Annotated in this window: 9 protein-coding genes; 1 reads left to right on the top strand and 8 read right to left on the bottom strand. The window is 65.3% G+C overall.

Annotation, left to right across the window (positions count from 1 at the left end):
* Nucleotides 1-499: 499 nt before the first annotated feature.
* From G6N38_RS19085 to prpD, 5 genes are all read right to left on the bottom strand, one after another.
* Nucleotides 500-1,177 (bottom strand): energy-coupling factor ABC transporter permease, encoded by a 678-nt coding sequence (locus G6N38_RS19085; RefSeq protein WP_163749635.1) that lies wholly within the window; start codon nt 1,175-1,177, stop codon nt 500-502.
* A 148-nt stretch (nt 1,178-1,325) separates the two neighbouring features.
* A complete protein-coding gene (locus tag G6N38_RS19080; RefSeq protein ID WP_163749634.1) occupies nt 1,326-4,724 on the bottom strand; it encodes a pyruvate carboxylase in 3,399 nt (1,132 codons plus the stop codon).
* Nucleotides 4,725-4,749: 25 nt separating this feature from the next.
* Nucleotides 4,750-5,862, bottom strand: coding sequence for a bifunctional 2-methylcitrate synthase/citrate synthase (locus G6N38_RS19075; protein WP_163749633.1), 1,113 nt, complete (start codon nt 5,860-5,862; stop codon nt 4,750-4,752).
* Nucleotides 5,859-6,779: a methylisocitrate lyase gene (gene prpB / locus G6N38_RS19070; RefSeq protein ID WP_163749632.1), complete on the bottom strand. Its 921-nt coding sequence runs from the start codon at nt 6,777-6,779 to the stop codon at nt 5,859-5,861. Before prpB ends, G6N38_RS19075 begins: the two co-directional genes overlap by 4 nt.
* Nucleotides 6,776-8,284 (bottom strand): 2-methylcitrate dehydratase PrpD, encoded by a 1,509-nt coding sequence (gene prpD / locus G6N38_RS19065; RefSeq protein ID WP_179968580.1) that lies wholly within the window; start codon nt 8,282-8,284, stop codon nt 6,776-6,778. The genes prpB and prpD overlap by 4 nt, the downstream gene beginning before the upstream one ends.
* 133 nt (nt 8,285-8,417) lie before the next feature.
* Between prpD and G6N38_RS19060 the strand changes: the two genes are divergently transcribed.
* Nucleotides 8,418-9,839, top strand: coding sequence for a short-chain fatty acyl-CoA regulator family protein (locus G6N38_RS19060; protein ID WP_163752113.1), 1,422 nt, complete (start codon nt 8,418-8,420; stop codon nt 9,837-9,839).
* Nucleotides 9,840-9,899: 60 nt separating this feature from the next.
* Here G6N38_RS19060 and G6N38_RS19055 read toward each other — a convergent pair whose 3' ends face one another.
* From G6N38_RS19055 to G6N38_RS19045, 3 genes are all read right to left on the bottom strand, one after another.
* Complete coding sequence (locus G6N38_RS19055) at nt 9,900-11,165, bottom strand: MFS transporter (RefSeq protein ID WP_163749631.1); 1,266 nt, start codon at nt 11,163-11,165, stop codon at nt 9,900-9,902.
* A 105-nt stretch (nt 11,166-11,270) separates the two neighbouring features.
* Nucleotides 11,271-12,140, bottom strand: a complete 870-nt coding sequence (locus G6N38_RS19050) for a LysR family transcriptional regulator (protein ID WP_163749630.1) — start codon at nt 12,138-12,140, stop codon at nt 11,271-11,273.
* Between the two features lie 3 nt (nt 12,141-12,143).
* Nucleotides 12,144-12,728, bottom strand: a complete 585-nt coding sequence (locus tag G6N38_RS19045) for a TetR/AcrR family transcriptional regulator (protein ID WP_163749629.1) — start codon at nt 12,726-12,728, stop codon at nt 12,144-12,146.
* Between the last annotated feature and the right edge of the window lies 1 nt (nt 12,729).

Here is a 12,729-nt window from a genome sequence, read left to right as displayed (position 1 = left end):
GCACCGGGTCTGCCGGTATGAAGCCACCAAAATGTCCCGGCGCCTGCAACTCCAGCTAAGCCGCAGGCGAAGGCCGCAAGACAACACGCCCGAAAACGGCGCAACCGAAGTGCCAAAGCCGACGCGACGGCGGCGGCCGTCAACCCGAGCATTCCTGCCGTCGGAACTCGGTTGTATCCGTATGCCGAACCCTCACCGGCGATGTCATGCCACCACATCACTGCCGCCAACGCCACCAACGCTGTCAGGAGGCCACAACAGATCGAACGGCGGGTGCTGACCCAAACCTCGTCGAGGACCCTGCTCTCGATTTCAGCGAGCGCGTGCTCAAGGCGTTCGGTGCCCACTTCACTCACTTCGACATGGTCGTTTCGGACTACGCCCTAGTTCCTGCCTGCCGCGCGGAACCGATCCGATCGAGGCGGCGACAGATACAGACATGGCATCCACACCGACCGTGCAGAATTGGCAGTGGCAGATCTCCGCACAGCGCCGCGGACTACGCGGGGCTGAACAGCCGCCGTTCGAGGATCGGGCTGTTCTTCAGCTGATGTAGTCCCTTCGCCGCGGCGAGTACACCGAGATCGGCAAGTGGCTCGACGATGATGACGGTCATGTAGGCGGCACCGAAGGTCGCGATATCGCGGACTGTCTGCCCCGCGAAACCCTCTCCGTGCAACGCCCAGAACGCGACCCAGGACACGATCCCTGCCTGGTATGTCGTCGAAAGAGCCAGCGCCTGACGGTATTTCAGTTGGACATACGGCGTTTCCGGTGCGATCACCTTGTGCGCGACGAACTGCAGAGCGAATAGCGGCACCAACAGCGTCGTGACGTTCATCCCAAACTGCGGGAGATCGTATGGTGCGAAGAACAACCCCTGCAGCAGCAGTCCACCCGCCAAGCCGAACGCGGCGGGAGCGGCACCGAAAAGCAGGAACAGTGTGGAGCCGAGGATGAGGTGAACTTCCGAAATACCGACCGGGTAGTGCGGGAACACCTGGAAGAACACGAACACCAGCGCGGTGGTCATCATCGTCCGGAGCAGGAGCGCACCGAGGCCGCGATCCTTCACCAGCTTGGCGGCCAGATACAGCCCGTACGCTCCGGCGCCGCCGGCAGTGACATAGCTCAAGATGATCTTGGGACCCTCAACGATGCCCGGTTCGATATGCACGGCGCGCGCACCCCTTTCGTGTAGAAGCGCTGATTTTCAAGGAAGTTAAACACACAACGGGACCGCCAACTGGATTCTCAATTGCGGGAACTCTCCGGCCGATCTGCCCGACTAATGCAGGTGGATTGTGTCTAGACGCAGTCAGCGGCTAGTCCCGAACGACCACCACCAGTAGGTCCCCGCCTTCGACTTGGGCGGTGGTGGCGACCGCGATCCGGGTGACGGTGCCGGCTTTGGTGGCGGTGATCGCGGCTTCCATCTTCATCGCCTCGATCGTCGCCAACGTCTGCCCGGCTTCCACAGTGTCCCCCTGGGCGACCGACACGGTGACCACACCGGCGAACGGCGCAGCTATGTGGTCGGGGTTGGTCCGATCAGCCTTCTCCGCCACCGGAACATTCGAGGCGATGGAGCGATCCCGCACCATGACCGGGCGCAACTGCCCATTGATGATGCACATCACCGTGCGCATCCCTCGCTCATCGGCATCGCTGATCGCCTCCAAGCCGATCAGCAACTCCACTCCGGGCTCCAGGTTGACCCGGTGTTCCTCGCCGTGACGCAATCCGTAGAAGAACTGATTGGCTGACAGCCGCGACGTATCACCGAACTCCTCGCGGTGCGCCTCAAACTCGGCCGTCGGTCCGGCGAACAGCAGATGATTGAGCATCGCCTGGCGTTTAGGCCCCGGCGCGGCCAGCGCCGCCGCCTGCTCGGCGGTCAACTCCTGCTCCGGTTTGGCCGGCCCACGACCCTGGAGAGCCTTGGACCGCAACGGTTCTGGCCATCCTCCCGGCGGATCGCCCAGCTCCCCGCGCAGAAACCCGATCACACTATCCGGGATGTCATAGCGGGCCGGCTCGGCCGCGAACTCCTGCGCGCTGGCTCCGGCACCAACCAGCGACAACGCCAGGTCCCCCACCACCTTGCTCGACGGAGTGACCTTCACCAACCGGCCCAACACGCGATCAGCGCCGGCATAGGCGTCCTCGATCTCTTCGAACCGATCCCCCAACCCCAAGGCGACGGCCTGTTGGCGCAAGTTACTCAGCTGACCGCCCGGGATCTCGTGGGTGTACACCCGTCCGGTGGGAAATGTCGGCCCAGACGCCGCAACATCGAATGGCGCGTACACCTTTCGCAGGGCCTCCCAATACGGCTCCAGATCGCACACCGCGGACAGCGACAGCCCGGTGTCGAATTCGGTGTGTGCCGCTGCAGCCACAATCGACGAGAGTGACGGCTGGCTGGTGGTGCCGGCCAATGGTGCCGCCGCCCCATCGACGGCATCGGCTCCGGCCGCCCAGGCCGCGGCGTACGTCGCCAATTGCCCGCCGGGGGTGTCATGGGTGTGCACGTGCACCGGCAGATCGAATCGTGACTTCAGCGCAGCGACCAGAGTGGCAGCGGCCGGGGCACGCAACAGTCCGGCCATATCCTTGATAGCCAATACATGCGCGCCGGCCTGCGCGATCGCCTCGGCCAATCGCAGGTAATAGTCCAGCGTGTAGAGGCTTTCGCCCGGATCGGCTAGATCACCGGTATAGGACATCGCCACCTCGGCGATCGTCGTACCCGTATTCAGCACCGCATCGATCGCCGGGCGCATGGCATCAATGTTGTTGAGCGAATCAAATATCCGGAAGATGTCCACGCCGGTGTGCGCCGCTTCCTCGACGAATGCATGCGTCACCTGTTCGGGGTAGGGCGTGTACCCGACGGTGTTGCGTCCACGGAGCAGCATTTGCAGGCAGATATTCGGCAGTGCCTCGCGGAGCGCTGCCAACCGATCCCAGGGATCCTGCTTGAGGAAGCGCAACGCCACGTCATAGGTTGCTCCGCCCCAACACTCGACCGAGAGTAGCTCCGGCGTCATGCGGGCGATATGGGACGCCACGCGCAGCAATCCACTGGTCCGCACACGGGTGGCCAACAATGACTGGTGCGCATCCCGAAATGTGGTATCGGTGACGCCGACAGCAGAGGATTCGCGCAGCCAGCGCGCGAAGCCGTTCGGGCCGAGCTCAGCCAACCGCTGTTTCGACCCTGGCGGCGGGGCTATCGTCAGGTCGATATCGGGCAGCTTGTCGCGTGGGTAGAGCGCCGAGGGACGTGGACCGTGCGGCTGATTGACCGTGACATCGGCCAGGTAGTTCAAGATCTTGGTACCGCGGTCAGCACTGGACCGCGCCGTCAGAAGATGCGGGCGCTCATCGATGAACGAGGTGCTGACCTGCCCGGCCCGAAAGTCGGGATCGTCCAAAACTGCCTGCAGAAACGAGATGTTGGTGGCGACACCACGGATCCGGAATTCGGCCAGCGCCCGCCGCGCGCGGCGTACCGCGGCCGGAAAATCTGAACCGCGACAGCTGAGTTTGACCAGCATGGAGTCGAAGTGGGCGGTGACTTCAGCACCGATGTTGGTGCCGCCGTCGAGGCGGATGCCCGCGCCGCCCGGTGACCGATATCCAGTGATCCGCCCGGTGTCCGGCCGGAACCCGCTGGCCGGGTCTTCCGTGGTGATCCGGCACTGCATCGCGGCGCCGCGAATCTGCACTGCGTCTTGGTCCAATCCGAGGTTGGCCAAGGTCTCACCGCTGGCGATCCGCAGTTGCGCGGACACCAGATCCACATCGGTGATCTCTTCGGTCACCGTGTGTTCCACCTGGATCCGAGGATTCATCTCGATGAAGACGTGCTGACCCCGCTCGTCGAGCAGGAACTCAACCGTGCCCGCACAGCTGTACCCGATCTGCCGCGCGAACGCCACCGCGTCTGCGCAAATCCGTTGCCGCAAATCGGGATTCAGGTTCGGCGCCGGCGCCAGCTCGATCACCTTCTGATGTCGGCGCTGCACACTGCAGTCGCGCTCGAACAAGTGAACGACCTCACCGGTACTGTCGGCCAGAATCTGCACCTCGATGTGCCGCGGATTGATCACCGCCTGTTCCAGGAACACCGTCGGATCGCCGAACGCCGATTCCGCCTCGCGGGAGGCAGCTTCGATAGCCTCCTCCAGGTCAGCGGCCTGGGTCACGCGGCGCATTCCACGGCCGCCACCACCGGCCACCGCCTTGACGAACAACGGGAAACCGATCGAATCCGCGGCTCTCGCCAACTCCTCGATGTCAGCCGACGGCTCCGAAGACGCCAACACCGGCAGCCCTGCAGCCCGCGCGGCCGCGATGGCCCGCGCCTTGTTGCCGGTCAGCTCCAGCACGTCTGCCGACGGACCGACGAACGTGATGCCCGCTGCTGCGCAGGCAGCCGCCAGCTCCGGGTTCTCCGACAAGAACCCGTACCCCGGGTAGATCGCATCGGCTCCGCAGGCCAGCGCGGTCGACACGATCTGCTCGACATTCAGATACGCGCGGACCGGATGGCCTTCCTCGCCGATCTGATACGACTCGTCGGCCTTCGACCGATGCAGCGAATTACGGTCCTCATACGGGTAGACCGCGACGGTGCCGACACCCAACTCGTAGGCGGCACGGAACGCCCGGATCGCGATCTCACCGCGATTGGCAACCAGAACCTTGGAAAACACACGTCCCTTTCGAGCGGATCTGGCGTTACGCGAGCGCGCGCTGCGGCTGGCCCGAGTACTCGGACAGCGGCCGGATCAATGCGTTCGACGCCGCCTGCTCCATGATGTGCGCGGTCCATCCGGTGATCCGGCTCATCACGAACAGCGGTGTGAAGCTGGGGATGTCGAAGCCCATCAGGTAGTACGCCGGACCGGTCGGGAAATCGAGATTGGGCTTGATCTTGGTGGCGGCGAACATCGACGATTCCAGCACGTTGTAGATGTCCATCCAGCGCTGGCCGCCGCGCGCTTCCACGACACGGGTCAGCGCGGCCTTCATGGTGGGCACCCGCGAGTCGCCGTTCTTGTAGACCCGGTGCCCGAAACCCATCACTTTGTCCTTACGGGACAGCTTGCCGTGCAACCATTCCGCCGCTCGATCGGCGGAACCGATCTCGATCATGTCGTGCATGACGGCCTCGTTGGCGCCACCGTGTAGGGATCCCTTCAAGGCGCCGATCGCCGCCGTCACGGCGCTGTAGATATCGGATTGCGTCGAGGTCACCACCCGCGCGGCGAACGTCGACGCGTTGAAGCTGTGCTCGGCGTACAGGATCATCGACTGCTCGAATGCCCTGACGATCAACGGGTCCGGAATCTCGCCGAGACTCATCGTCAGGAAATTCTCGGCGTAGCTCAGCTGGCTGTGCGGTGCGATCGGCTCCAGTCCGCGGCGACGCCGGATATCGGCGGCCACGATCGTCGGGAGCACCGCGAACATCCGCAACGACTTGGCATAGTTGGCGGGCTGGGTGCTGTCATCCTCGTCGGGATCCTCGGCCCCGAGGTAACTGATGGCGGTGCGCACCACATCCATCGGATGGCAGTTGTCGGGCAGCTTGGCCAGCAGGGAGTGGACCGACCGGTCGATCCGCCGCGATGCACGTTCCCGCTGGGTGAACAAAGACAGCTCGTGGTCGGTGGGCAATTCGCCGTGCCACAACAGGTAGGCGACCTGCTCAAAGCTGCAGTGCGCGGCCAGATCCTGCACGGGATAACCCCGATAGGTTAGCGAGTTGGTCTCGGGAACCACCTTGGAGATAGCGGTCGTGTCGACCACGACACCGGCCAGCCCCTTGTGGATCGTGGGAGCAGTCATCGGTTCACTCCTTGTAGCGCGAAGTTGTAGATATCGGAGTCGAACTGGTTGTAATCGGCATAGCGCAGCAGTTCGTATAGGCGGCTGCGGTGTTGCATCTCATTGATTAGCCCGGATTGCGTTCCTGCGGAATCGATCTCGCGCAATCCAACCTCGACGGCGTACATCGCCAGCCGCAGGGTGGTTACCGGGTAGATCACGACGTTGTAGCCGATATCGGACAGCTGGGCGGCCGTCAGCAGTTCGGACTTGCCGAATTCCGTCATATTCGCCAGCAGCGGTGTGTCGACACCCGCACGGAACTGCTCGAAATCCAGGGGCGTGTGGAGCGCTTCGGTGAAGATCAGGTCGGCGCCGGCATCCGCGTATGCCTTGGCCCGGTCGATGGCGGCCGGCACACCTTCGATACCGGCAGCATCGGTCCTGGCGCAGATGATGAAGTTCGGATCGCGTCGGGCCGCAACCGCCGCCCGAAGCCGTTTGACCATCTCCTCGGTCGGCACGACGGCCTTGCCGTCCAGGTGGCCACACCGTTTCGGATTCACCTGGTCTTCCAGGTGGCAGCCGGCCAAGCCAGCGTCCTCCAACACCGTGACCGTGCGCGCTGCACTCATCGGCTCACCGAATCCGGTGTCAGCATCGATCAACGTCGGCAGATCGTTGACTCCCGCGATCTGGGCACCTCGGCTCGAGATCTCGGTGAGCGTGGTCAGGCCGATATCCGGCAGCCCGAGGTCGGCCGACAACACCGCACCCGAAACGTAGATGCCGTCGAAACCGATCTCGGCGACCAGTTTGGCGACCAGCGGTGAGAACGCCCCGGGAAAGCGGAGCAGCCGACCGGAATCCAGTCCACGGCGAAACCGTGCGCGCTTGTCGGCGGCCGAGGCCACCGACCCGATCAGACCCGCGGTCACGAGAAAATCCCGGACGGGATGGTAGGCGCCTTGTCCAGGACCCGCGGATCGGCGAGAACGTTGAGCGCGTCCAGTCCGCCCGGCCGGATCCGGGCCAGGTCGCCAACGGTCGACAGGAACCGCTTCTGCTCGGCGTCCTCGACGACACCGTCGGCGAGCTCGAGGAATTTGGTGATGTACTGGTCCCGCTCAAAGGGCCGGGCGCCCAACGGATGCGCGTCGGCAACCGCCAGCTCGTCGGTGATCACATCGCCGTTCTTCAGCGTGACCACGGCGCGGGCGCCGAAGGCCTTTTCGGCCGGGTCAGTGGAGTGGTAGCGACGCGTCCACTCCGGATCCTCGACGGTGGAGATCTTTCGCCACAGTTCGATGGTGTCAGGGCGGTGCGCCCGTTCCGGCGCGTACGACCGTTCGTGGTGCCAGCTGCCGTCTTGCAGTGCGACGGCGAAGATGTACATCACCGAATGGTCGAGAGTCTCGCGGGATGCGTCGGGGTCGAACTTCTGCGGATCATGGGAGCCGGTGCCGATCACCACGTGGGTGTGGTGGCTGGTGTGCAGCGCGATGGAGGCGATCTGATCGAGATCGCCGATCCGCTCACGCAGCCGGCGGGCCAGGTCGATCGGCGCCTGACTCTGGTATTCAGCCGAATGCTCCTTGGTGTAGCTGTCGAGGATCGCGCGCTTGGGTTGCCCCGGCGCGGGCAGCGGCACCTGGTAGGTGTGTCCAGGACCCGACAGCAGCCAGGCGATGACACCGTCCTCGCCCTCCCAGATCGGCGCGGGCGAGCCCTCGCCCCGCATGGCGCGGTCGACGGCCTCGATCGCCACCTTGCCGGCGTAGGCCGGGGCGTAGGCCTTCCAGCTGGAGATCAACCCCTTACGGGACTGTCGGGTAGCCGTGGTCAGATGCAGTGCCTGTCCGACGGCGTTGTAAATGGTCTCGGGATCAAGCCGCAGCATGGTGCCAAGGCCTGCCGATACCGACGGTCCCAGATGCGCGACATGATCGATCTTGTGCTCGTGCAAGCAGATTCCCTTGACCAGGTCGATCTGTACCTCGTAGGCGGTGGCGATGCCACGGATCAGGTCGGTACCGCGGACGTCGAAATGCTGCGCGACGGCGACCAGCGCCGGGATGTTGTCACCCGGGTGCGAGTACTCGGCGGCCAGAAACGTGTCGTGAAAATCCAGTTCGCGGACCGCGACTCCATTGGCCCAGGCAGCCCATTCCGGCGACACGCTGCCGGGGACGCCGAACACCTTGGCGCCGTTGCGGGCGCACCGGTGGGCCAGCGCCTGTTCACGCGCGACGGTGACCGGCCGCCGGATGACCGAGGCCGCCGATACCGCGGCGTTGTCGATGATGCGGTTGATGACCATCGCTTCGGTCTCCGGCGGGACGGGCACCGGATCGGCGGCCAATTCGGCGATCTTCCACGCCAGGTGATCGGAACGCGGAAACTCCTCCGCGCTGCGCCGGGTACGGACGTCGTGAATCTGCAAGCTCGCCATGATTCGCACAGTACGCAGCTCTGGATGCGGGCAAAACCCACTGTAAATGCGTAATTTTGCGTCCTTTGTCTGAGGAATCTGCGAATATTGCGAACACTCCCCGCGGTACGCTTCTGCGGTGGCCGTGGCGGCATCTAAGACCTTTGCCGGGGCGCGATTGCGCCGCCTGCGGGAGGAGCACGGCCTCACCCAGGTCGGACTGGCCAGGGCACTGGACCTATCGACGAGCTACGTCAATCAGCTGGAGAACGACCAGCGGCCCATCACCGTGCCGGTCTTGTTGACCCTGACCGAGCGATTCAATCTGCCCGCCCATTTCTTCGCCCCCGATTCCGATGCCCGGCTGGTGGCCGACCTACGGGAAAGCCTCGCCGAAAGCCATGCCACCACGACACAGATCGAGGAACTGGCTGCCCGGATGCCCAGTGTCGGGCAAGCCATCGTCAGCCTGCACCGCCGGATGGTCAACGCCACCGCCGAACTGGAGGCGCTGCGTAGCCGGGCCAGCGTCGATATCCCCGACGACCCGGCACGACCGATGCCTTTCGAAGAGGTCCGTGACTTCTTCTACGACCGCAAGAACTACGTCGACGAACTCGACCGAGCTGCCGAGGAACTGTTCGACGCCCACCACCTCCGCGTCGGTGAGCTTGATGTGCAGCTGATCCGGGTACTGGCCGACGATCTCGGTATCACCGCCGTCCTTGACGACGGAAAGAGCCTGGGTCCCAACGTCAAACGCCGCTATCGTCCGGACACCGCGACGCTGCACATCGCACGTTGGCTGCATCCAGGTCAGCGGGCCTTCCAGATGGCCACCCAGCTCGCGCTGCTAACCCAAGCCGACACGATCGACGCCATCCTGGCCACCGACGATCAACTCACAGCCGAAGCACGCGAAGTCGCCCGCATCGGGCTGGCGAACTACTTCGCCGGCGCCCTGCTGCTGCCGTACCGCCGGTTCCTGCAGTCCGCCAACGAACTTCGCTACGACATCGACCAGCTGGCCCGCCGCTTCGAGGTCGGATTCGAAACCGTCTGCCATCGGCTTTCGACCCTGCAACGCCCGGACGCCCGCGGCGTGCCGTTCATCTTCGTCCGCGCCGATGCCGCGGGGAACATCTCGAAACGTCAATCCGCCACGGCCTTCCACTTCTCGCGGGTAGGCGGCAGCTGCCCGCTGTGGGTGGTGCACCACGCGTTCAACCGGCCCGGCGAATTCATCACCCAGGTGGCCCAGATGCCCGATGGCCGGTCGTACTTCTGGATCGCCCGCACCACCGACTCACCGCCGAGCCGCTACCTCGGACACCGCAAGACATTCGCCATCGGACTCGGGTGCGAGCTCAATCATGCCGACAAACTGGTCTACTCCGCCGGGGTCGACCTCACCAATGCCGAGACCAGTGTCCCGATCGGCGCTGGCTGCAAGGTGTGCGACCGGACGGCGTGCGCGCAGCGAGCATTTCCCTACATCGGCAGGCCGGTGCACGTCGATCCGCATGCCAGCACCGACTTGCCCTACCCGTCGGCCAGTACCGGCTGACCACGACCGAGCCGCATCTCGGACATCGGCAACCTGATTCCGACATTCCTGCCCTGCATCTCAGCCACGAAGTTGGCATCCAGGTCGGGCGCCGCCCGGAGCAAGGTGGCTCTCGCGCAGCACCAATGCCGCCAGTGCTGCGGCGACGGCGGCCAGCACCAGAATCGTGACAGCGACGGCGGTCCAACCGCGCGCGTCGAACGCGATCCCGCCCAGCCAGCCGATGGCACTGGAACCGCCGTAGTAGAAGAGGTTGTACAGCGACGAGGCTTGAGCCTTGCCGACCGGTGCCGCTTGGCCGGTCCACCCGGCGGCCGTGGAGTGCGCGCCGAAGAATCCCGCCGTGGCAACTACCAAGCCGATCAGGACGGCAAACACGTTGTCGCTCAGGGTGATCGCGACTCCGACCATCATGACGGCTACGGAGACCAGCAAGACCCGCCTGCGGCCGAAGCGCGCGGCCTCGGCACCGGCCCGCGACGACGCCCATGTCCCGGCCAGGTAGGCGAGGAACACCAGGCTCACCAAGGACGGCGGGAGATGAAACGGCGCGGCAGTCAAGCGGAAGCCGAGGAAGTTGTAGAGCGCCACGAAGCCGCCCATCAACAGAAAGCCCTGGGCGAAGAGCACCAGCTGACGGGGCGTGCGCAGGTTGGCGGCCAGCCGATGGCCGAGGTTGCCTTCCGGGTTGGCGCCGCCCGCTGACGGCGGGGTGAAGCCCCTCGGCTCGGGCGCCAGCTTGACGAAGGCCATGGCTGCGAATCCGCAGATGACCGCCACGGTGAAGACACCGATTCGCCACCCGGCGATCTCGGCGACCGGGCTGGACACCAGGCGCCCAAGCAGACCACCGATCGTGGTGCCCGCCACGAAAGTGCCGGCCGCCCTGGCGGCGTGCACCGGATCGACTTCTTCGGTCAAGTAGGCCACCGCGATGCCGGGCACACCGCCGACCAACAGTCCCTCGATGAACCGGCCGGCCATCAGTAGTCCGAACGTCGGCGCGAACGGCACCAACATCCCGACGACGGTGGCGCCTGACACCGAGATCGCGATCGCCTTCACCCGGCCCATGCGGTCAGCCAGCGCCGACCACGGAATGACACCGATCGCCAGTCCCGCCGTGGACACCGAAACCACCAGTGCCGCATTGGCAGCGCCGATCCCCAGGTCCGACGAGATCAGCGGAAGCACGGCCTGCGGTGAGTACAACTGCGCAAACGTCGCCACGCCCGCACAGAACAGTGCTGCCAGCAGCCGCGCGTAGGCCGCTGATCCCCGGGTATGCCCGGTCCAGGCAGATTCCAGGGACTGGTCAATGGTCACTCAGCCGACCGTAGGTATCGGCTATTGATGTGTCCAATGCATGAAACAACGGATATTGATGCGTTGTGCGCATGATTGCTGATGGGGCCGCGCGCCCGACTCGTGTCAGGTGCCGGAAAGAAACTGCAGGAATCGCTCCGAGGGCGGAGCCAGTGGACGGTCGCGCCCCCAGGCCAGGCCGACCTCGCGCTTGGCTCGGCTGTTCGACAAGGGCACGTGGACCACTCGCGTATCGGCCCCCTCGCGTGGCACCGGCACGACGGCGACCCCGAACCCCGCCGCCACCAGGCCCTCCATCGTCGGGATCTCGGACGCTTCAAACACGATCTCGGGGTCGATACCCGCCTCGGCCCACAGGTCGTCGGTCAGCAACCGCAACCCGAGCGGCTTCTCGAGTGCAACGAACGGCTCGTCGGCCGCCGCGGAAAGGCTGACCCGACTGCGTGCTGCCAGCCGGTGCCCCACCGGCACCGCCAGGCACAGCCGCTCGACGTAGAGGCGATGCCAGGCAAACGCCGCCGGGTCGGGACGCGGCGAGGTGATGGCGAGATCAGCCCCGCCGTCAAGAACGCGTTGTGCGACTTCGTGCGCAGGCCCCTGAAACAGATCGAACGCGATCTTCGGCGCGGCTTCCCGGAACCGCCGAAGTTGCTCGGGCACATACCAGTTGGCCAGCGAGTGCAGGAATGCCAGCCGAACACGGCCGGTGTCGGGGTCACGCAGGGCAGCGATGCGGTCGAGCGCCGCCTGCACTTCGGCGATACTGCGGCGGGCGTGTTCGAGCATGATGCGGCCGTACTCGTTGAGGTGCAGACGACGGCCGACCCGATCGAACAGCGGGGCGCCAGCCTGCTGTTCGATCCGGGTCAGCGCCCGCGACAGCGTGGGTTGGCTCACCCCCAATTCGGCCGCGGCCTCGGTCACGTGTTCGGTCTCGGCCAGCACCACGAACCATTGGAGTTCCTCGAGGTGCATGTTCTAGACCATGCCGTCCAGTAGCGCGTCCACTAGCGCCACGTAGCGCGCGGACGTATCAGCCGGCGCAGCACTGCTCATGACCTGCAACAGCAGCGTGCCCATCAACGCATTGGCGACGACGTCGGGATCGATATCGGCGCGCACTGCTCCTCGGTCCACCGCGAGACGCACCCGGTCGACGAGCCCGCGGCGCTGCGGGACGCTGAGTTGTTCGTATAGCGCGTCACTGTCACCGGAACCCGCGGCCGCCGCGGCGACGAGCGCGCGGATGAGTTTGGCGTTGGAAGGTTCGGCAACGAACTCACCGTGCTCGACCAGCCACTGTCGCAAGTCGGCGCGCAGGTCGCCGGTGTCGGGCACCGCGAACGAGCCGCCTCGCCCGTAGGCGTCCAGCACCGCCTCGACCACCAGCGGCGCCTTCGAAGCCCAGCGCCGGTACAGCGTCTTCTTTCCCACCTGCGCGCGCGCCGCGACCGCGTCCATCGACAGCTCGGCGTAGCTCGACACGACCAGCAACTCGCGCACGGCCTCGAGGATCGCGACGTGCAACGCCGCGTCTCGAGGCCGGCCTGGCGGTTGGGACATC

The sequence above is a fragment of the Mycolicibacterium helvum genome (genome assembly GCF_010731895.1).
Taxonomy (GTDB): domain Bacteria; phylum Actinomycetota; class Actinomycetes; order Mycobacteriales; family Mycobacteriaceae; genus Mycobacterium; species Mycobacterium helvum.
The sequence above is the reverse complement of the archived record's forward strand: the minus strand, read 5'-3'. Positions and strand labels throughout refer to the sequence as shown.

Coding starts and splice junctions, on each gene's coding strand:
- G6N38_RS19075 (WP_163749633.1), bottom strand. CDS start 5,862: ATGACTGCTCCCACGATCCACAAGGGGCTGGCCGGTGTCGTGGTCGAC.
- G6N38_RS19050 (WP_163749630.1), bottom strand. CDS start 12,140: ATGCACCTCGAGGAACTCCAATGGTTCGTGGTGCTGGCCGAGACCGAA.
- G6N38_RS19045 (WP_163749629.1), bottom strand. CDS start 12,728: ATGTCCCAACCGCCAGGCCGGCCTCGAGACGCGGCGTTGCACGTCGCG.